Annotated in this window: 23 protein-coding genes; 9 read left to right on the forward strand and 14 right to left on the reverse strand. The window is 45.2% G+C overall.

Annotated features, from left to right (window positions below; genetic code table 11):
• Positions 1-2: 2 nt before the first annotated feature.
• On the reverse strand, positions 3-713 hold the full coding sequence (locus FTU67_RS06565) for a pseudouridine synthase (protein ID WP_005177444.1): 711 nt from the start codon (positions 711-713) through the stop codon (positions 3-5).
• 151 nt (positions 714-864) lie between these two features.
• Here FTU67_RS06565 and FTU67_RS06570 point away from each other — a divergent pair, with 151 nt between their 5' ends.
• The gene (locus FTU67_RS06570) at positions 865-1,317 is read left to right on the forward strand and encodes a DUF441 domain-containing protein (protein ID WP_034597660.1); all 453 of its coding nucleotides are present in this window, start codon (positions 865-867) and stop codon (positions 1,315-1,317) included.
• A 43-nt stretch (positions 1,318-1,360) separates the two neighbouring features.
• Here the strand turns inward: FTU67_RS06570 and FTU67_RS06575 are convergent, their stop codons facing one another.
• The 4 genes from FTU67_RS06575 to FTU67_RS06590 all read right to left on the reverse strand — a co-directional run bounded on the left by FTU67_RS06575 (position 1,361) and on the right by FTU67_RS06590 (position 7,711).
• A complete protein-coding gene (locus FTU67_RS06575) occupies positions 1,361-2,542 on the reverse strand; it encodes a CynX/NimT family MFS transporter (protein WP_228153082.1) in 1,182 nt (393 codons plus the stop codon).
• A gap of 173 nt (positions 2,543-2,715) precedes the next feature.
• Positions 2,716-3,636, reverse strand: coding sequence for a LysR family transcriptional regulator (locus FTU67_RS06580; protein WP_180061566.1), 921 nt, complete (start codon positions 3,634-3,636; stop codon positions 2,716-2,718).
• Positions 3,637-3,889: 253 nt separating this feature from the next.
• Positions 3,890-5,605, reverse strand: a complete 1,716-nt coding sequence (locus FTU67_RS06585) for an AAA family ATPase (RefSeq protein WP_168405410.1) — start codon at positions 5,603-5,605, stop codon at positions 3,890-3,892.
• An 87-nt stretch (positions 5,606-5,692) separates the two neighbouring features.
• Positions 5,693-7,711, reverse strand: coding sequence for a hypothetical protein (locus FTU67_RS06590; RefSeq protein WP_180061567.1), 2,019 nt, complete (start codon positions 7,709-7,711; stop codon positions 5,693-5,695).
• 454 nt (positions 7,712-8,165) lie between these two features.
• On the opposite strand from FTU67_RS06590, the gene FTU67_RS06595 reads away from it, so the two are divergent.
• Both FTU67_RS06595 and FTU67_RS06600 read left to right on the forward strand, forming a co-directional pair.
• Positions 8,166-9,338, forward strand: coding sequence for an iron-containing alcohol dehydrogenase (locus FTU67_RS06595; protein ID WP_104491824.1), 1,173 nt, complete (start codon positions 8,166-8,168; stop codon positions 9,336-9,338).
• Positions 9,339-9,585: 247 nt separating this feature from the next.
• Positions 9,586-10,581 carry an alpha/beta hydrolase gene (locus FTU67_RS06600; protein WP_168398626.1) on the forward strand — a complete coding sequence of 332 codons (996 nt, stop codon included), beginning with the start codon at positions 9,586-9,588 and terminating at the stop codon, positions 10,579-10,581.
• A gap of 57 nt (positions 10,582-10,638) precedes the next feature.
• Here FTU67_RS06600 and FTU67_RS06605 read toward each other — a convergent pair whose 3' ends face one another.
• A complete protein-coding gene (locus FTU67_RS06605; protein WP_160243289.1) occupies positions 10,639-11,820 on the reverse strand; it encodes a transcriptional regulator in 1,182 nt (393 codons plus the stop codon).
• A 244-nt stretch (positions 11,821-12,064) separates the two neighbouring features.
• Here FTU67_RS06605 and FTU67_RS06610 point away from each other — a divergent pair, with 244 nt between their 5' ends.
• Together FTU67_RS06610 and FTU67_RS06615 are read left to right on the forward strand one after the other, a co-directional pair.
• Positions 12,065-13,576, forward strand: coding sequence for an aldehyde dehydrogenase family protein (locus tag FTU67_RS06610; RefSeq protein ID WP_016658247.1), 1,512 nt, complete (start codon positions 12,065-12,067; stop codon positions 13,574-13,576).
• Positions 13,577-13,813: 237 nt separating this feature from the next.
• A complete protein-coding gene (locus FTU67_RS06615) occupies positions 13,814-14,524 on the forward strand; it encodes a glutamine amidotransferase (RefSeq protein WP_180061568.1) in 711 nt (236 codons plus the stop codon).
• Between the two features lie 85 nt (positions 14,525-14,609).
• Here the strand turns inward: FTU67_RS06615 and FTU67_RS06620 are convergent, their stop codons facing one another.
• The 3 genes from FTU67_RS06620 to tkt all read right to left on the reverse strand — a co-directional run bounded on the left by FTU67_RS06620 (position 14,610) and on the right by tkt (position 17,832).
• Positions 14,610-15,194, reverse strand: a complete 585-nt coding sequence (locus FTU67_RS06620) for a YceI family protein (RefSeq protein WP_005177424.1) — start codon at positions 15,192-15,194, stop codon at positions 14,610-14,612.
• A gap of 113 nt (positions 15,195-15,307) precedes the next feature.
• A complete protein-coding gene (locus FTU67_RS06625) occupies positions 15,308-15,757 on the reverse strand; it encodes an N-acetyltransferase (protein WP_180061569.1) in 450 nt (149 codons plus the stop codon).
• Between the two features lie 86 nt (positions 15,758-15,843).
• Positions 15,844-17,832 carry a transketolase gene (gene tkt, locus FTU67_RS06630; protein WP_005177422.1) on the reverse strand — a complete coding sequence of 663 codons (1,989 nt, stop codon included), beginning with the start codon at positions 17,830-17,832 and terminating at the stop codon, positions 15,844-15,846.
• Positions 17,833-18,474: 642 nt separating this feature from the next.
• On the opposite strand from tkt, the gene metK reads away from it, so the two are divergent.
• Positions 18,475-19,641 carry a methionine adenosyltransferase gene (gene metK, locus FTU67_RS06635; RefSeq protein WP_005177421.1) on the forward strand — a complete coding sequence of 389 codons (1,167 nt, stop codon included), beginning with the start codon at positions 18,475-18,477 and terminating at the stop codon, positions 19,639-19,641.
• Between the two features lie 136 nt (positions 19,642-19,777).
• Positions 19,778-20,098 carry a monooxygenase gene (locus FTU67_RS06640; RefSeq protein WP_306669562.1) on the forward strand — a complete coding sequence of 107 codons (321 nt, stop codon included), beginning with the start codon at positions 19,778-19,780 and terminating at the stop codon, positions 20,096-20,098.
• Positions 20,099-20,138: 40 nt separating this feature from the next.
• On the opposite strand, the gene FTU67_RS06645 is transcribed toward FTU67_RS06640, so the two are convergent.
• Entirely contained in the window at positions 20,139-20,375 is a 237-nt protein-coding gene (locus tag FTU67_RS06645; RefSeq protein ID WP_370459256.1) for a hypothetical protein, read from the reverse strand.
• A 319-nt stretch (positions 20,376-20,694) separates the two neighbouring features.
• Here FTU67_RS06645 and FTU67_RS06650 point away from each other — a divergent pair, with 319 nt between their 5' ends.
• Entirely contained in the window at positions 20,695-20,925 is a 231-nt protein-coding gene (locus FTU67_RS06650; RefSeq protein ID WP_005177416.1) for a hypothetical protein, read from the forward strand.
• On the opposite strand, the gene FTU67_RS06655 is transcribed toward FTU67_RS06650, so the two are convergent.
• A complete protein-coding gene (locus FTU67_RS06655; RefSeq protein ID WP_005177415.1) occupies positions 20,872-21,507 on the reverse strand; it encodes a LysE family transporter in 636 nt (211 codons plus the stop codon). The genes FTU67_RS06650 and FTU67_RS06655 overlap by 54 nt on opposite strands.
• Positions 21,508-21,623: 116 nt before the next feature.
• Positions 21,624-22,199 (reverse strand): FxsA family protein, encoded by a 576-nt coding sequence (locus tag FTU67_RS06660; protein WP_016658253.1) that lies wholly within the window; start codon positions 22,197-22,199, stop codon positions 21,624-21,626.
• 482 nt (positions 22,200-22,681) lie between these two features.
• On the opposite strand from FTU67_RS06660, the gene ruvC reads away from it, so the two are divergent.
• Positions 22,682-23,227: a crossover junction endodeoxyribonuclease RuvC gene (gene ruvC / locus FTU67_RS06665; protein WP_045795787.1), complete on the forward strand. Its 546-nt coding sequence runs from the start codon at positions 22,682-22,684 to the stop codon at positions 23,225-23,227.
• A 52-nt stretch (positions 23,228-23,279) separates the two neighbouring features.
• Here the strand turns inward: ruvC and FTU67_RS06670 are convergent, their stop codons facing one another.
• Both FTU67_RS06670 and FTU67_RS06675 read right to left on the reverse strand, forming a co-directional pair.
• Positions 23,280-23,555 carry an acylphosphatase gene (locus FTU67_RS06670; RefSeq protein ID WP_005177399.1) on the reverse strand — a complete coding sequence of 92 codons (276 nt, stop codon included), beginning with the start codon at positions 23,553-23,555 and terminating at the stop codon, positions 23,280-23,282.
• Positions 23,556-23,558: 3 nt separating this feature from the next.
• The gene (locus tag FTU67_RS06675; protein WP_180061571.1) at positions 23,559-25,016 is read right to left on the reverse strand and encodes an NAD(P)H-hydrate dehydratase; all 1,458 of its coding nucleotides are present in this window, start codon (positions 25,014-25,016) and stop codon (positions 23,559-23,561) included.
• Positions 25,017-25,044 lie beyond the last annotated feature (28 nt).

Consider the following 25,044-nt stretch of genomic DNA (forward strand, 5'->3'; position numbering starts at 1 on the left):
GTTTAATCCTGCATCCGGGTACGCGCCTGCTGTACCTGGGCGTCATCTAAATAGATCCACTGCCCCAACTCGAGTTCTGGCAGGTTTAAAGCGCCAATTTGCTGACGATGCAGCTTTTCCACCTTATTGCCAACTGCTGCCAGCATCCGCTTTACCTGATGATAGACACCCTGATGAATGGTCATTTCCAGCTCGTGCTCGGCCAGACGGCAAATATCGGTGGCAGCAAAAATGCCGCTTTCATTGCGCAGTTCGACTCCATCTGCCAGTTGCTGGATTTGCGCATCTGTGACCGGATCTGCGGTGTACATGCGATAGACTTTGGCCACATGCTTTTTCGGATGGGTCAGCGCCTGTAAAAACTGGCCATCATCAGTTAGCAATAACAAACCGGTGGTGTCCTGATCTAAACGTCCCACACATTGCAGGCCACGGTTCAGCAAAATATCGTCAAACAGATCAAACACACTAAAATGATGGGTGGCCTGATGTGAACACTCATAACCTTGCGGTTTGTTTAACGCGATATAGACCTTCTCCCGATAGGTATAGTCCTGCCCATAGACCGAAAATTTTAAACCCTGCAACTGCAGTTTCTGTTTGGGTTGGGTGATGACTTCACCCTCAATGGCAATCGCACCATTTTGAATCAGCTGCTGGCAGTGTTTGCGTGAACCAAAGCCTTGCGATTGCAACATTTTTTCTAAAGTCATCGAATTACCTGTGGAGTGAAAGCTGTATCAATATGGAAGATGGCGTATTTTATACTGAAACCGCGCTGGAGTTGGAATCTATCAGCAGGCCCCGCTGAAAAAGGCTACAATAATGGCCTCTTTTTCTCCCATGCCACCGTGTTCAGCCTGTATGTCACACCTCGATTTAAACCTGATTGTTCTGCTTATTTTATTGGCCTGCGGTATTTTTAGTCACAATACTGCCGTCACCATTGCCGCCGCGGTGTTAATCGTGTTTCGCATCACACCACTGGAAGTATATTTTCCGCTCTTGCAACAGCATGGTTTAAATATTGGCATTATCATTTTGACCATTGGCGTACTAACGCCCATTGCCAGCGGTAAAATCCCCGGTGATGAAATCCTGAAATCATTTATGCACTGGAAATCCATACTCGCGATTGGCATAGGCCTGTTTGTGGCCTGGCTCGGTGCACGTGGGGTACAGCTGATGAGCCATCAACCGAATATTGTCGCTGGCCTGCTGATTGGTACGGTTGCCGGTGTGGCCTTGCTGCGCGGTGTGCCGGTCGGACCATTAATTGCCGCCGGCATTTTATCGTTATTGATTGGTTCTAAATAGCCGCTTCATACAGACACGGCTTTAAAGAGATACGGATACACGATTAGGCACGTACATCGGCCTGAAACAGCTTTTGGCATAATAGCCAGCCCATTGCCGAGAACGCAGCCATCACAATACCGACCCAGAACCAGTCTCCGGTGGCAGAAACAATCGCAGCAATTGCTGGTGGCAACAGAAACTGCGATGTCGCTGAGCACTGTAAAATCATGCCAATGGTCGCACTAATGGCCACCGGACTAGGCGCAAAACGCAAGGCTTGAGCAAAGACCACCGCGGCGACCAGACCACCAAATAACGAAAAGCTAAACACGCAGGCAAACTGCAGTAAAAATGGTAACTGGGCCTGAAAGATATAGAAACTTAAGGCACACAGCATCAAGATGATAAAACCGGTTTGGACTAAAGTTTTAGGCAGCAAACCGCGCTGCAACATGATGCCGCAGGCAAAGGTCCCGACTGCATTGGCAATCGCCACCGAGGCAGTTAATGCGCCTGCCAGCGTCAAGGAAATCTCGTTTTGCTGATAAATCGTCGGTAAGAAACCGACCAGACTAAACCATTGTCCGGCATAGGTGCCGAACATCAATGCCAGCATCCACGCTGGTGGATGTTTGAGCGTGGTTTTGATCAGCTGAAACACTTCAATTTTCTGGGTTGATTGTTGCGGTTTCGGCACTCGGGTGGCGACCAGCGCAAACAGGTTTAAGGTCAGTAGTGTTAGCGTCAGCCATACCCCTTGCCAGCCCATCATGGTGATTAGCCACGGCGTCAGTAATAAGGAAATCCCCATGCCGCCGCCCATATAGGCACTCCACAAGCCCATTTTGGCGGAAATTTCTTCTGCCGGCACCAGCTGGCGAATATAGGCCGGACCACTTAAGGTCACCAGTAAAAAGCCAAATCCTTCCACTACCCGCAGCAGCAGCAAACTGCTGACGCTTTGGCTAAACCCACCGAGCAAACTGGCTGCGCTTAGTAAGCCCAGTCCAAGCAAGACACAGCGTTTCAGTCCAATTTTTTCGACATAACTGCCCAAGGTCAGTGCAAACAGCATACCAGCCCCTTGCACCAGCGACAGCAACAAACCAGCTTGTACCAGCCCGATCCCCAGTTCCTGCTGTAATACCGGCACCGCTGGCGGTAATTTACCGACATGCATCGCCGCGACAAAACCTGCACAAATAATCCAAATATCCCTGCTGAACCATTGTACTTTGGACATACCCTTACTCACTTCAATCTTGTGACTTGAGCTTATCAAGTTCAGTAACTGTCATTTATTGAAAAAACATCTCAGCTTATGTTTTTCCTAAATAAATGGCGTAGCTGGCAGATGATTCAACGACCTGAATCCTCACCATTATTTACTCAAAAATTACGCTATTTGTGCGGATGTTATTGTGCATAGTAATGACTACGCTTTTGCGAAAATTTTTCCAGCTGTTTCAGGAAGCCTTCAAAATAGCTTTTTTCTTTTTCTTCACTGCGATAGCCAGCATACAGCGTGCGGCGTAACCCCTCTGCCGAAACACAATGCAGACGGCGTGAAGTGACCCAACCTTTTTGTTCATATTCATTTACCACCCAGTCCGGTAAGGCCGCCACACCCCGACCGCTGGCCACCAGCTGGATTAACATCTGGGTTAAATCTGTGGTGCGAATGGCTTTCGGATAGATATTGGCCGGAATAAACAGCTTGGCCATAATATCCAGGCGGTGTTTATCCACCGGATAGGTAATTAAAGTTTCTTCGGCCAGGTCCTGCACCGAAATGTCCGCAGCACGTACCAATGGATGGGTATTGGACAGCACCAGACGCGACTCATATTCAAAAATCGGGAAATACTCGATGCCTTTTAAGGCAATCGGGTCGGCGGTAATCAGCAAATCAAATTCGGTATGTTGTAATAATTCATGCGGATTGGCTTCAAAGCCGGAAGCAAAATCCAAATCAACATCGGGATATTGCTGGCGGTACTGATTTAACAGCGGCATCAGCCAGTCAAAACAGCTATGACATTCCGAAGAAAAAATAATCCGGCCGGTTTGCCCATGCACAATCCGGGTAATATCGGTTTGGGCAATCTGGATCTGCGGCAAAATATCATCTGCCAGTTTCAGCAAACGCTGCCCCACATTGGAAAACGTCACCGGACGCGAGCGACGATTGACCACTTCCACCCCATACCAGTGATCCAGCTCTTTCAACTGATGGGAAATGGCAGATGGGGTCAGGCATAAATCATTGGCCGCGGCCACCAGTGAACCATGTTCGCGTAAGGCCAATAAGGTTTTTAAATGACGAATTTCAAGCATGGGAAATGAAGTATCTCAAAATCAGGAGATGCACTGCGCTGAATGCAATGTCGCCCTAAAAATAAAAATATGAATTAAATTCATCTTAGCATAAATTCCATGAGTTGGTTTCATTATTCTAAATAAGGCAGCTTTTAAGAGATGGCGCTGTTTTTAAGCAAGATGAAGTTGAATTTGAAATACGCCTAAATACCGAATAAGCATAAAAAAGAGCATCTTTAAGATGCTCTTTGATGATGGGAGGATGCAAAGTTTATTCTACATATAACAAGGCCAGACGCACCTGATCATAGCCCATCCGCGGGCTGGTCAGCTCGACAATCGGACGCAGCTTGATCGTGCCATCATCATTAAAATGATCACTTTGCTGACGTTTTTGCAGGCGTTTATAAATTTTGCGGATTTGCTCCACCACTTCCTCACCCGGATGCGCCACCGAAATATCTAGTCCCTGTTCCTTATGCAAACGCGCCAGATGGTTAATAATCGTCGCTGGAGTCAGGCCACGTTCATGGGCAATATCTTCAATCTCATAACCTTCTTCAAACAAGGCCCGGGTTTCATCTAGCGTTGCCGAGGCATAATTCTGCTTACCGCCACTGCGTGCGATTTTCCGTTCATTGCGTTCAATTTCAACCTCATTCAAGGTGCCGCCACAATGCCGAATAAAGGCTTTATGCTGTGCGGTCAGGTCAATTTCGGCAAAATTCTGTTCTGCTTCCTCTGACAGTTCCTGAAAACGGCGATCAGCTTTAATTGCCAGACTGTCCAGCTCCAGCGCCTGCTCGTTAAAGCCCAATAAACGCAGGCCATCTAAGGTTTTTAATCGTGACAGTGCCACATAGCCCTGACCTTTTTCAAAGGTATGGCTCAGGTTAATTTCTGCCGCTTCCAGGGTCATGCCTTGCGATTTATGAATGGTAATTGCCCAGGCCAGACGCAACGGAATTTGCTGGAAACTGGCAATGGTTTTTCCGGCTTCATTATCAATCGACCAGGTTTCTGGTTCGACCAGCAGCACCGTGCCATCAGTCAGTTTGACTTTCGGCAGGCAGCCATATTCATCATCTTCTTCAAAGCCAATCACCTCGCCCAGACTGCCGTTGATATAACCCATATCAAAGTTGTTTTTAACAAACATCACTTTGGCATGTTTTTTCAGGGTCAAGGTTTCAGGCGCACGTACCGAAGATTTTAAGGTTTCAATCAGTTTGTCATTCCCATCACAGCTGGCATCGAACTGGCGACTTTCAGCATCAATTTCATTTAAATGCTTAAAGTTGATGGTATCGACATCCATATTGTGAGTATATAAACGGGTAAAGGTGTCGCCAATATCCTGCTGACGGGTATTTTGCAGCGCCTGCAGATGCTGCGGGCCAATATTCTGACGACGAATCGCATTGAGAATATCGTTTAAAAAGTCATTGCCCTGACGATGCTGCTCGGTCAAATAGCAGACCCGGAATTTGGCCTCGACCCAGGCCTCCGACATAAAGCAGAATTTATCGCGATTGCGTTCCTCATTTCTGCCCACCGGCGGCAACTGGAAGAAATCACCGGCGACAATCACCTGAATACCACCAAAGGCTTCATCGCTTTCCTTAAAATATTTCAGTACCTGATTGACCAGATTCAGCTGCTTGGCATGCAGCATCGAAATTTCGTCAATAATCAAGACCTGCGCATTTTCCAGATGTTCTTTCAGATATTTGCGCTCTTTCATATTTTTCAGGTCGGCATCAGACAAGACATCTTTAATGCCTATACCGGCCCAGGTGTGAATGGTCATACCATTCATATGTGTGGCGGCAATTCCGGTCGAGGCCGTAATCGCCACCGGCACTTTACGTGCTTTTAAATAGTTGATGTACTGATTGAGCGTATAGGTTTTCCCTGCACCGGCCGAGCCTGTTAAAAATACATTTTCGCCCGCTTTTAAGAGTTTGAGTGCAGTTTCCTGTTTCATAAGACCTATACCGTAGATGAACGGCTATAGCCTACCCATTTTTCAGCAAAAAGTTAAGGCAAAAACCACATCTGGCGACATCACTTGTCATAAAGTTCCAGCAGATGGGTCCGGTTTTAAGCGGCTGTTCAGCCATTGAATAAACTGTTCCGCAATATTGACCAGCAACTGCTCCGCTTTATGATTGTTCGGATATTCCAGCTGATCAAAGCGCAACTGCCCGTCAAGCAGATGACAACCCAGCGTTAAGGACTGGCGATAACACGGCGATGACATATGAAAAGCCACATATTCGCCTTCAATAATTTTCTGGCTATAACTCACCGCCAGACAATGATGAAAACTGCGCGACTCCTGAATAATCCGGTCCAGACTGTTCAATTCCTCAAAGCACCAGCCCAGATACTGGGTTCTGCCTTGTAGCGATACGGGCGGCCAGTGGCTGACGTTTAACTGTTTTTTCAGCTTAGCCAGAATTTCGGCTTTATGTACTTCATGATGCCAGCGCACCGCACGCTGAAAAATACTGCTCCAGCTGACATTTTTCGGGGTGTAATTTTTTTCATTAAAATAATCGACCAGATAATCGCGCACATAAGCATCAAACACCGATTCACGCACCGGCCCGGCCTTTAAATAAAACAGCTGCCGGAATTGCTCCAGCGTCAACTGATGACGGCGTAAACAGTGCATAAAGTCACGCGATTGCTGACTCTCCGGATGAATAAACTGCATTAATTCAGCCGGCAGTTCTGCCGTGACCTTATGCAGATGCAGCATATAGGCCTGCATCACCCGGCTTAAACATGCATAAACCTGTTTCACCTGCAGTTCATCCTGTGCCGCAACAATCGCCAGCAAATTCATCCATTCATCTAAATACAAAATAGACGGGCTGATGCTAATTCGCGGGTCTTCCAGTGACTGGCGCTGGCCTTTTTGCACCACCCGGGAATTATGCTGATGTTCAAACCATTGATGTTGCAGCGCAAAATGATCACAGCTCTGAATAAACAGCCGCGCCGAGGCATACTGGAAATACTGCAAGGTGGCCAGAATAATGCGTGGATGAATCTGGCTGCAATCAACAAAACTTAGCGCCACCACCGCCACACGGACACTGGAATGATGAATATTGTCACTGAGCCAGTCCAGCACCAGTTTCGATTGCCGAAACAGCCAGTTGACTGCACGTGGATAATCAAACAGTGGCAAGCGCGCAACTTTGGTCTGCCAGATGCGGGTATTTTTTTCCAGAAAATGCCGTTTGGCCAGAATATTATCTTCGGCCCAGACCGCGCGGTTCATAATCCGGACAAAGCCTAATAAATGACTCTGCTCTACCGCGGGTCGATACAACAGCCGAATATCGTCCTGATGATCGATTAAATCCTGTAAATTAAATCGCTCTGGAAATGAGATACTTAAAATACGATACATGGCTTTAGGCAGAATTTCTGCTGCACTAAAACAAAAATCATCATAACTTAGCATCAGTGCTTGCACTGGCAAAAAGGTTTCACCCTCTACAAATTCCAAAGCGCATAGTGTCGATAAAGCAGTTAAAACATCTTCAGGAATCGGCTGCCCTTGCTGCACAAATTTGGTCAATACTGGTTGATACTGATCGTCTACCTGCATTAATGCCTGATCTAAAATTTGTGCCTGCATAGCATCTAAATGCAACAACAATTGCTTAACCCGTGCTGCACCATCTACCCAAAGATAAACTTGCTGCAGAATCAATTGCCGCAATTGCTGCGCCTGCTTACGCAAAAATAAGGAATGCTGCGGTTTTAAATCCCCTGTCAAAAAATGCAGATCATGTAAGAAAAAATCTTCAAACGCTTCTTGCTGTTGCCCCGCAAATTCAAAGTGGGTTTCTATTAAATTTGTATGCGATTTTGGCGAATAAAATTCAAGGCTAAACAGACCATTCAACAATTCGACCCGATGCTGCAAAGGATCAATTCGAAACATATTTTGTGCTGTAAAATGCCCAACCAGATCCATTTGATCTTGATATATTTCTGCGGCCACACTGGAAATACGTACCAATTGCTGTGCAACGGCATGCAACTGGCTATGCTGGCGACTTGGCTGCATATACGCTCCTCATGCTTAAGTGCGGTCTATCTAAGTGTCATCTTATTTTTATTTGATTACACCGAATAGACCCATCACGTGATACATCCCTATTTTTTGTTTTTTATTTCCCATCCGCAAAAAGTGGACAATTCTTCAATCTAGCTTAAGCCACTTATTAATTGAATTACACTTTAAATATGTGTGTGCTGTATTCACACCTTAAAATTAGAGATACAAAAAATACTATAAACAAGATTTGTGCTCTTGCCTATAGACTGCGCACTACTTCAGATAATAAAACAAATTAAAAATCCATAATTTTCAAGTGATTGTTTTACACTCTTTGATCAGCAAATAGGGTTGGTATTTGGTAGGTAGGATTTCACAACAAAGCATTGGATACTCAAATTACGGTTCAACACCGCGATAACAACACATTATTCCAATACCCAATGCAAGAAGGAATCTGAGCATGGCTTTTAAAAATATTGCAGATCAAACCAACGGTTTTTATATTCCTTGTGTGTCACTCTTCGGCCCTGGTTGTGCCAAAGAAATTGGCGTAAGAGCACAAAATTTAGGCGCCAAAAAAGCCCTAATTGTGACTGATGAAGGACTGTTTAAATTTGGCGTTGCCGATACCATTGCAGGCTACCTCACCGAAGCAGGCGTTGCCAGCCATATCTTTGCTGGTGCAGAGCCAAATCCGACCGATATTAACGTGCATAACGGTGTTGATGCCTACAATGCCAATCACTGCGACTTCATTGTGTCCTTAGGTGGTGGTTCTTCCCACGACTGTGCCAAAGGCATTGGCTTAGTGACCGCAGGTGGTGGGCATATTCGTGATTATGAAGGCATTGATAAAAGTACTGTGCCAATGACCCCACTGATTGCCATTAACACCACTGCAGGTACAGCTTCGGAAATGACCCGTTTCTGTATTATTACCAATACAGACACGCACGTTAAAATGGCAATTGTCGATTGGCGCTGTACACCACTCATCGCCATTGATGATCCAAAACTCATGATTGCCAAACCTGCAGGTTTAACCGCAGCAACAGGCATGGATGCCTTAACCCATGCTGTAGAAGCCTACGTTTCAACCGCAGCCAATCCTATTACCGATGCCTGTGCTGAAAAAGCTATCCGTATGATTAGTCAGTGGCTCAGCCCTGCCGTGGCAAATGGTGAAAATATTGAAGCGCGTGATGCCATGAGCTATGCGCAATATTTGGCAGGTATGGCATTTAACAATGCCTCATTGGGCTATGTGCATGCCATGGCGCATCAACTCGGTGGTTTCTACAACTTGCCGCACGGCGTCTGTAATGCAATTTTATTGCCGCATGTTTGCGAGTTTAACCTGATTGCCTGCCCTGAGCGTTATGCCGATATTGCAGAATTGATGGGAGTCAATACTGATGGATTAACCACCACAGAGGCTGCTTATGCTGCAATTGATGCAATTCGTGAACTATCTAGCTCGATTGGTATTCCAACAGGTTTAGCAGAGTTAGGCGTGAAAGAAAATGACTTGGCTATTATGGCTGAAAATGCACAAAAAGATGCCTGCATGCTCACCAACCCACGTAAAGCCAATCATGCACAAGTGGTCGAAATTTTTAAAGCCGCGATGTAATTTGAATCTCCTGCTGAGTGAATCACGATTTGCTCAGCATCTCCCATCTTTTTTTCAATTTTCCTCTTTTGCTGTTTTATTTTTATCCTTCCCTTTGGCAGAACCATCTCAGATGCGTTCTGCTTTTTTTTGCTGTTCAGAACAAAATGAACTCGCAGCATAAAACTAAAGCGATGTAGATGCAGAGGGTTTGCATAATTCAATTTGACAAATGCGCACAGCGCATCAAGGATATAGTCAAAATAAAATGGATGACGAACACCTTATGCTGTTAGGTAAAAAACAAAAAACAACACCAAGCTATCAACCCGATATTTTGGGTGCCGATTACCAACAAATGACGCTGGATTTTCCTTCGGATTATGAAGGCAAAGTGATTGCTACCTTGGTACGCAAAAAAGCCGAACAGAAAACCCGTAAAGCCGTACTTTATATTCATGGTTTTATTGACTATTTTTTTCAAACAGAAATGGCAGACCAGTTTAATCAGCGCGGTTATGACTTTTATGCGTTGGATTTGCGTAAATACGGGCGTTCGCATTTGTCACATCAACATTGGTACAATGTGCGCAGCTTGTCTGAATATGATGCAGAAATTTCCGCTGCACTTGAGCAAATTGCCACAGAAGAACATGACTCGGTGATTTTGGCGGGACATTCAACAGGTGGATTAATCACCACGTTATATGTAGCACATCATCCCAATCATCCACTGATTCGTGGTTTATGGTGTAACAGCCCTTTTTATGATTTCAATATGAGCGAGATTGAGAAAAAATTCGGCATTCCTCGTTTGAGCCAATTGGGCAAATTGTTGCCAGAAATGAAATTTCCAAGCCGCCTTAATCCATTTTATGTACCAAGTCTACACAAACAATATCATGGTGAATGGTTATTTAATTTGGAATGGAAGAAACCGCGTTATCCAAAAGTGCGATTAAGTTTTGTACGTGCAATTCATGAAGCGCAAAAAGAAATTCATGCCAGTGTGCATTTAGGTGTACCCACCTTAATTATGCATGCGAGTCAAAGTAGTTATCCACGCCAATGGAATGAGATTGCGCAACGCACTGACGTAATTTTAAATGTTGCAGATATGCAAAAATATGGACATCACATGCATGGCGATATTCAGCTTTGCCAAATTGAAAATGGCGTGCATGATTTGGTACTTTCTGCGCCCGAAGTCCGTGCGGAAGTGTATCAGTCCTTGTTTGACTGGTTAAACCGCAAGGGGCTATAAAACTAAAAACTAGAACTAAAGGAAGTGAATTAACGGCTAAATGACTTGATGCATCCCTTAAGCTGTGTATTTTAATAAAATTTGATGTGCAGGATGCCCCTTGGGCATCAATTCAATTAAACGCTCCACTGCGTCAATCGCTTCAGGGCTGCGTGCCAAATGTTTTAGCAATACATCGGTATCTTGTGCATTAAAAATGGCATCACTCAGGCGAGATTCTAAGCAATCTCGCCATGCACATAAAAATGGACTTTCAGTTTTCGCCAAAAATACTCCTGCACACGTTTGTAAGGCAGACTGCACATAACCAGCATCTAAAGCCTGCTCAGCTTGTAAAAAATCGGCTTCTATATGCGCCAAAATTCGGTAAGGACGCGAACCAAGCATCCCACCTAGAATATCACGTAATTGAGACATCTCAGCTTTAAGCGTGCCCATACTGACTTTACGCTCACCATATAGAGCTTGGTGTAAAGTATCTAAACTCATGCCTTGTGGACAAAGTGCTAAAATCACCAATATTTCAATTTGACGTGGTGTCATCACCACCACTTTGCCATTAAATAACACTTGTGGCACGCGAAACGCGCGAATATAAATCTGCTGTTTTTGCTGATCAAGCAGTGCATTTTGAATCAAAGAAGCACAGCGTTCTGCTGCCAACATCCCCAAACTGTTATGGTTTTTCCAAGTAGTCGATAAATCAATTACGCCCAATACTTGTTTGGAATAAGGGTCTAAAATAGGCGCTGCATAACAAACCCAGTCATGTAATGATGACATAAAGTGTTCACTGGAAAACACACAACTTGCTTGCTGCGTTTTAAGTGACAAAGCCAAAGCATTGGTACCTACCAACTCCTCACGCCACTGCCCGCCCTCTACAAAATGCACCTGTTCCGCCACATTACGCATTTGCGCGCTCGCTGCCGTCCAAATAATTGTACTGCCCACATCGCCCACGGCTGCCACCATGTCGGACTGCTGCGCGATATGTCTTAAATCTTCTGCGCAGTTTTGCACAGCACGTTGTAAGGCCGAACCACCACGTGTATGCGTTAGACTATAATTTAACGGGGCTGCCAACCGATCAACAGGAATTTCAGCAATTTGAGAGCGTTGCCAAGATTTTAAAATACTCTGCTGAATTTGCTGCGCATGCAGCGGCGATAAACTGCTGCTTTGTCTAAACTGTTCAATATGCTGCCTTTTTTTCAATAGGTCTTGTTTTTTCATCATTATTGATTCTCACAATCCTGTGGGCATTACATCCATTGTACCGCTTACTTTTGTAAGGATTTGTTCGCTGCTTGTAAACCTGCAACTTTCCAACCTTTTTCCAACCTTATATTGGTATGCTAAACAAATAACGTACTAAAGTACCTTATACCTTAGCCGTAAATTTAACCTGATTTAAACACAGGATTATTGTAAACGGTAAATAGACTGCAGATTATAAAAAAACCATCAAAGGAAGTGAATTATGCGTTATGTAGATCCCAATCAACCCGGTTCAAAAGTTCAATTTAAAGCACAATACGAAAACTTTATTGGTGGCGAGTGGGTCGCCCCTGTAAAAGGCGAATACTTTGAAAATATCTCTCCTGTAGATGGCAAAGTATTTACCAAAGTCCCACGCTCATCGGCAGAAGACATTGAACTAGCTTTAGATGCAGCCCATAAAGCCAAAGCACAATGGAACAGTTCATCTCCAACGACACGTTCTAATATTTTGTTAAAAATTGCAGATCGTTTAGAACAAAATCTAGAATTATTGGCAGTGGCAGAAACATGGGATAATGGTAAGCCTGTTCGGGAAACATTGGCTGCCGACATTCCATTGGCGATTGACCATTTCCGTTATTTTGCAGGCTGTATTCGTGCCCAAGAAGGCGGAATTTCTGAAATTGATGAAGATACCATTGCCTATCACTTTCATGAGCCGTTGGGCGTTGTAGGGCAAATTATTCCATGGAACTTCCCAATTTTAATGGCAACATGGAAACTTGCACCTGCTTTGGCTGCGGGTAACTGTATCGTACTTAAACCTGCAGAACAAACCCCTGCCAGCATTTTAGTTTTGGTTGAACTGATTCAAGATTTATTGCCAGCAGGCGTATTAAACGTAGTCAATGGTTACGGTGTAGAAGTGGGTCGCCCATTGGCAACCAATCCACGTATTGCCAAAATTGCGTTCACAGGTTCGACCCAGGTCGGTCAATTGATCATGCAATACGCCACTGAAAACATCATTCCAGTGACTTTGGAGCTTGGTGGTAAATCTCCAAATATTTTCTTTGAAGATATTATGGCGCAAGATGACGACTACTTAGACAAAGCACTCGAAGGCTTTGCTATGTTTGCGCTGAATCAGGGTGAAATTTGTACTTGTCCATCACGTGCGCTCGTACAGGAAAGTATTGCTGACCGTTTCCTTGAAAAAGCCATCGAACGTGTTAAACGTATTAAAACAGGTCACCCGCTTGATACTGAAACTATGATTGGTGCGCAGGCGTCACAAGAACAACAAGACAAAATCTTGGGTTGTATTGCGACAGGTCGTGCCGAAGGTGCGCAAGTTTTAACGGGTGGCGGTGAACGTCATGAAGTTGGCAGTGGTTTCTATATTGAGCCGACAATTTTCAAAGGCACCAATGACATGAAAATTTTCCAAGAAGAAATTTTCGGCCCAGTGCTTTCTGTGACTACATTTAAAGACTTTGATGAAGCCATTAAAATTGCCAATGACACCATTTACGGTTTAGGTGCAGGTGTTTGGTCACGTTCTGCGCACACTTCTTACCGTGCAGGTCGTGCTATTCAAGCGGGCCGCGTTTGGACGAACTGTTACCACATTTACCCTGCGCATGCAGCTTTCGGTGGTTATAAAAAATCAGGTATTGGCCGTGAAAACCACAAGATGATGTTAGAACATTATCAACAAACCAAAAACTTGTTGGTGAGCTACTCAACTAAACCTGCTGGCTTTTTCTAAAGACTCGTCTTTAGGATTCCAACAGCGTTGAAGTTACCGTTTCAAGCTGCGCCCGATGTATTTGCATCGGGCGTTTTTATTGCGACATAAAATGCTATGACTTTCGCAGCACGCTCTTTCAGCGTGTTATAAACCGGAAGATCAAATTAAAAATCTATCCTTTATTAAAGTATTACACTTTAGTTCAGGATTATTTCACGTTACATTAAATCTCCCTTTCAGCCTGAAGTATCTGCCATGTTCGATTTACCCGACACTGTCTATGCCATTCAACATCTTGCATTTGAAGACCTCGGCGCGTGGGAAGATGTCCTGTATGAACAAGGTTTACGGGTACGGTATTTTGAAGCTGGTGTGGAAAATCTAGAAAAGGCGTTTGCACATGAAGGATTAGTGATTATTTTGGGTGGCCCAATTGGCATTTATGAAACCACAGACTACCCTTTCTTACAACAAGAAATAGACTTACTAAAAGTACGTTTAGAGAGGAATTTACCCACTATTGGTATTTGTTTGGGTGCACAGCTCATTGCTCATGCCTTGGGTGCCAAAGTCTATGCTGGCCATGCCAAAGAAATTGGCTGGAGCCGCCTCAGTCTGGCAGATGCCGTCCATCATCCACTGGCGGCATTAGCCAACACACCGGTGTTGCATTGGCACGGCGATACTTTTGATTTACCAGCACAGGCTGAATTACTGGCCAGCTCCGACCTGTATCCGAATCAGGCATTCCGGGTCGGACCACATATTCTGGCACTACAGTTTCATGCTGAAGTTGCAGCAGACAGTTTAGAAAAATGGCTGATTGGCCATACCTGTGAATTACGTCAGGCCCAGATTAATATTCCCGCCTTACGCGCCGCTCATCAGCAATACGCGCCGCAACTGCAACAGGTCAGCGCGACGGTTCTGGGTCAGTTTCTGGCCGGCTTAAAATCTCAAAGCTGACCGGAAGCTTTAGATTGCCCTTACATTTATCATCGTCATAAAAAAAGCACCCTGAAGCGGGTGCTTTTTTTAGCTGTTTTTGCAATTATTTTTTCGCAGCAACAGAAGCTTCAGTGGTGATGTTTACAGTAATTTTATCACCTACATTTGGTACAAAACCGGCGATACCAAATGCTGAACGGTCAAATGACGTAGTGGCATTAAAACCAACAGTTGCCGCTTTGGTCATTGGATGTGGACCCTGTTTGTTCAGTACTGCATCCAGAACTACAGGTTTCGTTACACCTTTCACGGTTAAATCACCTGTGATTTTAAAGTTCTTTTTGTCCTGAGTTTCAACTTTGGTACTTTTGAAAGTAATAGTTGGATATTTTGCTGCATCAAACCAGTCTGCTGCCATTAAGTGCTCATCCAGCGCTTTGACGTTGGTGTTCAGGCTGTTTAATGGAATAGTCACGTTTACAGATGATTTTTCTGGCTGTTTCTCATCAACATTAATGGTACCTTGAATGTTAGAGAAGTTACCTGATGGCGTAGAGAAACCAAAGTGATCCCAGCTAAATACAGTTGCAGTATGGGTCGGGTCAATTTGATACGCCACTGGTTTTGCCAACGCAGCTGTTGCTACTGAAGTAACCGCCAAACCAAGTACAAGTGCTTTAAAGTTCATGCTTTTATCTCGCTTTTTGAATGCTTATTAGTGTATAGATTTCTTGTTAGAGTTCATTGCTACAGATAAAACGTTCTGTTGCAGCAATGAAACGATTAACGCATGGATGCTGTTTATAGACCCTGTTTATATTGAATAAATCCGGTCTTGTGTGCCACTTTATCATACAATATTTGTGCAGTTTGATTGGCTTCTTGTGTCAGCCAGTAAACCCGGTCGCACTGGCGTTTTTTGGCTTCCATATAGACCTGTTCAATCAGTAATCTGGCCACACCCTGCCCGCGATAATCGGGGTGAGTAAATAAATCCTGCAAATAGGCATAAGGCCTGAATGTCCAGCAGCTGTCATGTTCAATCACATGAACAAAGCCGACCATCTGCTGTTCAAACAGTGCCGCAAAACCATACATATGCGCAGACTCGGCTGATGTCAGACGCTGCCAGGTATGGGCACTCAGTTCATCTGATAACCGGGTTTGATAAAAGGCCTGATAACCGGCCCAAAGTGCTTGCCATTGCGGCTGACTGGTCTGTGCCAAAGGCACAATACTGATTGCTGTCATGAGGGTCTTCTTTTATATTGTTCAGCCTTTAAAACTAGCATAAAAAAACGCCCCATTCGGAGCGTCTTTTTGAAATGTCTGAGCGATTAAGCCGTCAGTTCTTTCACTGCAGCAACCACTGCTTCAGTAGTAATACCAAAGTGCTGGAACAAATCTTTGGCTGGTGCAGATTCGCCGTAAGTGGTCATACCAATCACGCGGCCGTCCAGACCCACAAATTTCCACCAGTAATCGACATGCGCTGCTTCAACCGCAACACGGGCACGGATATTAGATGGCAGAACTGCTTCACGATACGCCGCATCTTGCTGCATGAATTCTTCAGCACATGGCATAGATACAACACGCACACCTTCAAGCTGTGCATGTGCTTCCATCGCCAAGGCCACTTCAGAACCAGTCGCAATGATGATTGCTTTCAATTCACCTTTTTCTTCAGCCAGCACATAACCACCTTTGGCCGCGTTTTCAATTTGTGCTTGAGTACGCGCCTGGAATGGCAGGTTTTGACGAGAGAAGATTAACGCAGATGGACCTTCCGCACGGCTTAAAGCAGATTTCCAGGAAATCGCTGCTTCAACCGTATCACATGGACGCCATGTGTTCAGGTTTGGCGTACCACGTAACGATGCAATCTGCTCAATTGGCTGGTGCGTAGGACCATCTTCACCCAGACCGATCGAATCATGGGTATAAACATGAATTACGCGTTGCTTCATTAACGCAGACATACGCACGGCATTACGCGCATATTCCATGAACATTAAGAATGTTGCTACATAAGGAATGAAACCGCCGTGCAGCGCCACACCGTTGGCAATCGCGGTCATACCAAATTCACGTACGCCGTAGTGCACATAGTTACCTGCGGCATTGTCTTGTACGCCCTGGCAACCTTTCCAAAGCGTCAGGTTTGAACCAGCCAGGTCCGCAGAACCACCCAATAATTCAGGTAATAATGGACCAAAAGCCTGTAGCGTATTCTGGCTGGCTTTACGGGTCGCAATGGTTTCTGCTTTCGCGTTCACTTCAGCAATATAGGCATCGGCCTGTGCCAGGAATTCTGCTGGTAATTCACCGCTTAAACGGCGTTTTAATTCAGCCGCTTCTGCAGGATATTTTGCTGCATAGGCAGCAAAAGTAGCATTCCAGGCAGCTTCAGTTTCAGCACCTTTGGTTTTGGCATCCCAAGCAGCATACACATCTTCAGGAATTACAAACGCTTCATCGGTCCAGCCCAGCGCTTCGCGGGTTAACACGATTTCATCATTACCCAGCGGTGCACCGTGGCAATCTTCTTTACCCTGTTTGTTTGGTGAACCTAAACCGATAATGGTTTTACAGATAATAATGGTTGGTTTAGCAGTTTCAGCTTTGGCAGCCACAGTTGCTTCACGAATAGCATCTGCATCATGACCATCAACTTTCAGCACTTGCCAGCCATAAGACAGGAAGCGTTGTTCAGTGTCATCAGAGAACCAGCCTTCAACTTCACCATCAATTGAAATGCCGTTGTCATCATAGTAAACCACCAGTTTACCCAGACCTAAAGTACCGGCCAGTGAACATACTTCGTGAGAAATACCTTCCATCAGGCAGCCATCACCCAGGAAACAGTAGGTGTAATGGTCAACCACTTGCATATCATCTTTATTGAACTGCGCTGCCAGCGTCTTTTCAGCCAGAGCAAAACCAACCGCATTGGCAATACCCTGACCAAGTGGACCAGTGGTGGTTTCAACCCCTGGTGCATAGCCGTATTCCGGGTGACCTGGTGTTTTAGAGTGTAGTTGACGGAATGCTTTTAAATCTTCAATTGAAAGATCATAACCGGTTAAATGTAACAGCGCATAATGCAGCATAGAGCCATGACCATTGGATAAAACAAAACGGTCGCGGTTAGCCCATTGTGGGTTCGTCGGGTTATGATTTAAAAATTCACGCCACACCACGTCAGCGATGTCTGCCATCCCCATCGGCGCACCTGGATGTCCGGAATTTGCTTTTTGCACGGCATCCATAGCCAATACACGAATTGCGTTTGCAATACGACGTTCATTAAGCGGGGTCGTCATAGGTCAGAGTCCAAATAAATCGTTTAATAAAGGAAGATGAATAGGAATTCAAAACACGTCTATTGTCTTAAAAAAAGCGTATGGGGTAAAGCCTCAGCGGTAATTTTTCGGTATTTATTCGTTTGCCTGCGCATTTTCGTACAATTCCTGGCTAGAGGCATGAGAAAATTGAATTTCTGGCGAATAACCGGGTAGCTCATCCGGATTTTCCCGTTACATAACTGACCTGTTTGGATGGTTTTTTATACAAAAAAGCGCTCATTGTGAAATTCATTCAATTTAATTCAAAACTGCACAATCCTGCTCAACAGTAACAGACTTCATTTTAGAGCATGATGACGACCAAAAGACGACAGACAGCATTTTCCCAAAACTCTAAAAACAAGATAATTGGTTGATTCCTAATATAAATTATAAGAATACAGCCGCTTTTAAAATAGTGATTTATTGAATTAAAACTCAAGTTTATCCGGATGATGAATCTATACCGTTTTGGATTTTATATCAGTTTTTTAAATGCCTATATCAGATAAAAAGTCATTGAATTGAAATAAATTCAGCCAATTTGGTCGTATTGAGCTAGTCCTAAAGTCTAACTCGATGTAACATATTGCGTCTTTTGAAATAACTGTGATAGGACTTATGCGCGAGTACGCTGTATTTACCTCGGAATCTGTAAGCGAAGGCCATCCAGATAAAATGGCTGACCAAATCAGTGATGCCATTTTGGATGCAATCTTAAAAGAAGACCCATATGCGCGGGTTGCTTGTGAAACGCTTGTAAAAACCGGTGCGGTCGTACTTGCGGGTGAAATCACAACCACAGCCAATGTGGACTTTGAAGCGATTGTACGTCAAACCGTAAATGGTATTGGCTATCATCATTCTGACCTCGGCTTTGATGGTTCAACCTGTGCCGTGATTAACATGATTGGTAAGCAGTCACCAGAAATTGCCCAAGGTGTAGACCGTCAAAAACCTGAAGATCAGGGTGCCGGCGACCAGGGCTTGATGTTTGGTTATGCCAGCCGTGAAACGGATGTGCTGATGCCTGCGCCAATTTCTTATGCGCATCGCTTAATGGAAAAACAGGCTGAACTGCGTCGTAGCGGTGCCCTGCCTTGGTTACGTCCAGATGCGAAAAGCCAGGTGACTTTTGCCTATGAAAATGGCAAACCAGTACGTTTAGATGCGGTGGTGCTGTCAACCCAGCATGATCCTGAAATTAGTCAAGCACAGCTGAAAGAAGCTGTGATTGAAGAAATCGTGAAAAAGATCATCCCTGCGGACATGTTCCATGCTGACACCAAATTCCACATCAACCCGACCGGAATGTTTGTGATTGGTGGCCCAGTGGGTGACTGTGGTCTGACTGGCCGTAAAATTATTGTAGATACCTACGGTGGTATGGCGCGTCATGGTGGTGGTGCCTTCTCTGGTAAAGACCCATCGAAAGTAGACCGCTCTGCTGCTTATGCGGGTCGTTATGTGGCGAAAAATATTGTCGCTGCTGGCCTGGCAGACAAATGTGAAATTCAGGTGTCTTATGCAATTGGTGTGGCGGAGCCAACTTCAATTTCAATTAACACCTTTAACACCGGTAAAGTGGCTGATGAACTGATTGTTCAGCTAGTTCGTGAACACTTTGACCTGCGTCCATACGGCATTACCCGTATGCTGGACCTGTTACAACCAATGTACAAGCAGACTGCTGCCTACGGTCACTTTGGCCGCGAAGGTTCAGACACTGCCTTTACCTGGGAAAAAACCGACAAAGTCGATATCTTAAAAGCCGCTGCTGGCCTTTAAGCTCTGAAGATATTAAAAGACCCATCCACGTGATGGGTCTTTTATTGTCTGCTTTATCGCAACTCTGGGCAGAAATATCATTTTATAAAAACATAAACTGTTTACAATAAGATGGAACATTTAAAACAGGATGAACATGATGGTGGTAATTCTTCAGGTTGATTTCCCTTCAAATGGCCCTTTTGGCGCAGAAATGGCCACGGCCTATCGCGAGCTGGCAGCCAGTATTAACCAGGAACCAGGTCTCATCTGGAAAATCTGGACCGAAAATAGTGACACCCAGCAGGCTGGCGGGATTTACCTGTTTGATACAAAGCATCATGCAGAACAATATTTACAGATGCATACGGCGCGTCTGCAAAGTTTTGGCATCGACAAGATTCACGGGAAAATTTTTGACATTAATACTGAACTGTCGGTGCTGAATCAGGCCGCTTTTCTGGCGTCATCCCGCTAAACGAAAGTTGAGTTAAGCTCATCAGATTCAAGGAATCCAGTTAGCTGGATTCCTGTTTTAAGACTTCCAATAAAGTCGGCTGTGTCGGGGTTTCCTGATGGTCCTGCAAATAGACATGCACGACTTTAAAAATAACCGCAAAGGCCAGACAACTTAAAATACAGAACATCCAGAAACCATAAGGACTACGAATATTGTGTGAACCGCAATTTGGACATTCTTTTTCTGTTGACGCCACCACTTGATTGCAACATGAGCAATGGTATTGATGGTACAGCATAGGCAGTTCTCCTAATTTACTGTAATTCTTGTTTTTATTTTTACATCATGCGAAAAACGCTTTTTGTAATATTGTTTTATCTTATGTGAGCCTGTGTAGCATAGCAAGCTCTATTACTGGTGAGTCTATGTAAGCTTAAGTAAACCCTGCCTGCTTTTGTTGACTTTATTTATCTTTTTATGCACGCTTTCAGACACTTAAGCTGCTGCTTTAACACCGTATTCTCTGCCAATAATTTTATCGGACTACTCTTAAGTCAGATGCATCCGGCTGCCCTTTTGTTTAAACTAGCGGACTGAAATACAGGAGGATGAAGATGGTACAACTGATCAAAAAAGGCGGATTACGCGAACGCGCCAACCGCAGCCGCCGTTTTCATGGCTCTGAAAATACCGAAACCACTCTGGCACCAAACCGTTATTCATCTGCCCATAAAAAAGCAGAAACGGCTGTTTCTGCTTTGGTTAGTGAACAGGATCAGCCAGATTCTGAATCAGAACATACCGATGGCGTCATAGCCCAGCCACAGGGCAAAAATCAGGAATAAGGCGCCCGATAAAATATCAATATAACTGCCTGAACGCTGGTACACCGCCTTAATTTTCGGCTGTGACAATAACAGCATCAGCAACACAAAGGTCAGGAAGGTTTGCAGCGGAATAATCACTGCCAGCTGTGCTTTTAAATAATCACTGGCCGATGAACTGAGCGCCAATGAAAATACACTGCTAAAATAAATCAGGGTTTTAGGATTAGATAAATTGGTGAACAGGCCCAGTAAAAAATAGTTTTTCTGTGCAGAGCTCTGTGCCTGCACATCCTCCAGTGCACTAGACTGTTTTAAACTGCGTAGTCCGCCACTGAGCATGGCCCAGCCCATTTTCGCCAGAAACAAACCGCCTATCAGCATCAATACCTGCTGAATCCATGGAAACTGCTCGACCAGAACGGTAAAGCCCAGCAGGGTTAAAACCACCCACAGCACAATGCCCAATGAAATTCCGGCAATAATATGAATGGTATTGCGACGTGTGGTCGATGCCGAGCTTTTGGCAATCAGAATAATATCGGGGCCGGGACTAAGCTGTGCCACAAAATGTAAGGCACAAATGGTCAACAGTAAGGACATAACACAGGGAGAAGCTTAAAAAGTCATTTATTATATCGCCCGTTCAAAAATATACGAGCACTGCAAGCATAAAAAAACCGAATCCTTGCAGATCCGGTTTTTCAAATAAAGATGGCTTAGTGTTTATTCACATCTTTCATTTCAATTTTTTTTGCTTCTGGCGTCACTTCGCGCGCTTCACCATCAATAATAGTCGAGTCGCGGCCCGCCTGCTGGTTTTGCATGTCCTGCATCTGACGCATCAGATCAGCAAATGGATTCTGGCCTTGTGCACCACCACCCATGCCATTCATATCGCCCATCATGCCCCCCATCATCTGGTTCATCATGGCTTGCTGACGTTTCATCATCGCTTTCATCATGGCCGCTTTAAAGGCATTTTGTACGCCCGGAATCATAATCAGCACAGCCAGCACATCGGTGATCAGACCTGGAATCAACAGCAGGAAACCTGCAAAGATTTTAGGCAAGTTATTGCTTAATGCCGGATCTGCACTCATTTGTCCCATCTGCATCTGCTGCATTTGTGGCATGATGCCCGCAGAATACTTACGGATCAGATTCATACCAATAAAGAAGGCGGCAATAAACCAGAAGAACACGTACCACATGCTACCGACCAGGTCACCCACGCCGATCCAGACGAATACTTCCAGAATTAAACCAGCCAGAATAATAAGAAATAATTTCATGAAAATTAATCTAATCTCAACAAAATAAATAGAGTGCAGGCATCAACTGCTTAATCAGCATCAAGCTTTTTTTGACACGCTTATGTAACAATATGGGCATTATTCTATTTTTAAAGTGCAGGCCTGTCATTAATATTTTCAATGACAGACCTGAGCTTTATGCTGTAGCACGATAAAAATAAACATAAGCCGCATACACGAGCAGCAGCCACAGCCCGATAAACACTGCCGCGGCCACTGTACTGCACGGCTTTTGACTGTAGATGTACAGTATAAACCCCGAAACTTAAGCCAAAATGAAGATGCAGCCTTTTTTACCAAGATAACCTATATATTGTCCCTGCTATTTTTAATAGCAGCTCCAGCGAGTTTGAAGCATTATTGATAGTCTTGAGTATCCGCACCGGTTGCTGCAAATTCCCTCACACAATACCGCTGTAAAATCATATAATTCATTTTGATGTAATTTTTTAAGGCTTGGCATGTCACTGATTATTGGTATCGATCCCGGTTCCCGGCTTACCGGTTACGGCATTATTGAGCGTGATGGCTCAAAATTGCGTTTTGTAGATGCCGGCACCATTCGGACCGAAACCACGGAAATGCCTGAACGCCTGAAACGTATTTTTGGTGGTATTGACCGGATTGTAAAATTTCATGGCCCGACTGAGGCCGCAGTTGAACAGGTTTTTATGGCGCAAAACCCGGACTCGGCACTGAAACTGGGTCAAGCGCGTGGTGCTGCCATTGCCGCACTGACCAATCTGGATTTACAGGTGGCGGAATATACCGCCCGCCAAATCAAGCAGTCTGTGGTCGGCTATGGGGCAGCCGATAAAGAACAGGTGCAGATGATGGTGATGAAGCTGTTAAATTTAAGCATTAAACCGCAAGCTGATGCAGCTGATGCGCTGGCCGCTGCCATCTGCCATGCCCACGCCTCCGGCAGTATGAGCAAAATGGCGGTACTGAATGCCCTGGGTGGTATGGCGCGCGGCCGTAGCCGTTCTAGCAGCAGACGGCGCTAACTGGAAGCCATCTTGATCCCGGTGAGGGGATGTCCAAATCGGGAGTTTCTACTTAACGGATCATCTGGAAATGGGTGTATTCACGTTCTGCCGGATCAAACGGGATGCGCTCAATTTTAGTGACCTGTGCCCGCAATGGTCCAACCAGACTGCGTTTCAGAATTTCCTGAATCTGCATTTCCTCGCCAATAATTTCTGCTTCGACATCACCATTGTCCAGATTTTTGACATAGCCGGTTAGCTGCAGTTCTTGCGCCTGCTGTTCAAACCAGCGGCGATACCCCACGCCCTGCACATTTCCCTGAATAATAATTTTAAGTGCTTGCATCTCTCACCTGTTCACGACCTGATAAATGGCCTGATTCATCTGCTGTGCCTGAAGTCCGCGCATACCGGATTCCGCCAGTACATCTCCAGCTTGCGCATGTAAAGTGACAATCTCATGTAAACTGAGTTCAGTATGATATTGCGCTTTTAAACTGGCGATCATGCCGGACAGGACATCGCCCATGCCACCTGTGCCCATTCCGGCATTGCCGGCAGTACATAGCCAGAGCTGATCTTCCAGAATCAGGCTGCCCGCGCCTTTAAGCACCCACTGGCCGCCATAACGAGCCTGTAATTCCTGAATAGCCTGTAAGCGGTTCTGCTCAACTTCCATTGTCGTTAGGCCTAAAAGTTTCGCCGCCTCACCCGGATGTGGCGTTAAATAACTACCTTCAGGTAACTGCTGCGGATGTGCGGCCAGAAACCATAAGGCATCGGCATCGAGTACCCGTTCCAGTTCAGCCTGTAACAGTTTCGGCAACCACATCGCATATTGACAAGCCGCCCAGTCATCACGTCCAAGTCCCATACCAAAACAGATGGCATCGACCTGCTGTAGCAGCTGTTCAATGGCATCATCCTGCAAGCTGTTAATATCACGCAGCATGATATTCGGAGCGCGACTTAAAATGGCGGTATGATGTTTGGCATCACAGACCACGGTTACTTTGCCACAGCCAACCGCAAACGCCGCTTCCGCCGCCATTATTACCGCGCCGCCCATATCGGCATGACCGCCGACCACCAGCACATGCCCATAACTGCCTTTATGACCAAAAGCCTGACGTGGCGGCAACTGAATCTGGGTGGGTACCAGCTGGGCGATGGCGTGTAATTCAGGATCGGGAGGAATGGCGGCAATCAGCTCCACCTGTCCGGCGTAGGCTTTGCCCTTACCGGTAAAGAGTCCAGCTTTTAAACCCAATACGCTATAGGTCAAATCGGCCTGAATCGCACAGGGTAAAGGCTGACCACAATTGGCATCCAGGCCACTTGGAATATCAATCGCCACTTTCAAGCCGCGCTGCTGATTCATCTGATGAATAATCTGTTGCCACTCAACGCTCAGTTCACGATTCAGGCCAATCCCAAACAGCGCATCAACATAGACCTCATACGACTGCTGAAACTGAAAGCCAGATTGAATATCCAGGCCAGCCGCTCGAGCCTCGTGTTCAGCCTGCTGCAAATCAGGTGAAGAACCCAATTCAGCCGCATAAATATGCACCTGAAAACCGGCCTGCTGTAAATATTTGGCCAGCAGATAGCCATCTCCGGCATTATTGCCCTGCCCGCAACAAACCGCCACTGTCTGATATTTATGTTGCTGTAAAACGGGAATGACGCGCTGGGCAATCGACCAGGCCACCTGCTGCATCAGGCCATAAGACGAGTTTTGCCGAGCAAACCAGCGCTGCTCCCATGCTTGAATATCACGGCTATGATAAACTTGTGGATGCATTGTTTTTCCCTTGTTTTGTCATTATGAA

The organism is Acinetobacter sp. YH12132, from assembly GCF_013418645.1.
Lineage (GTDB): Bacteria > Pseudomonadota > Gammaproteobacteria > Pseudomonadales > Moraxellaceae > Acinetobacter > Acinetobacter indicus.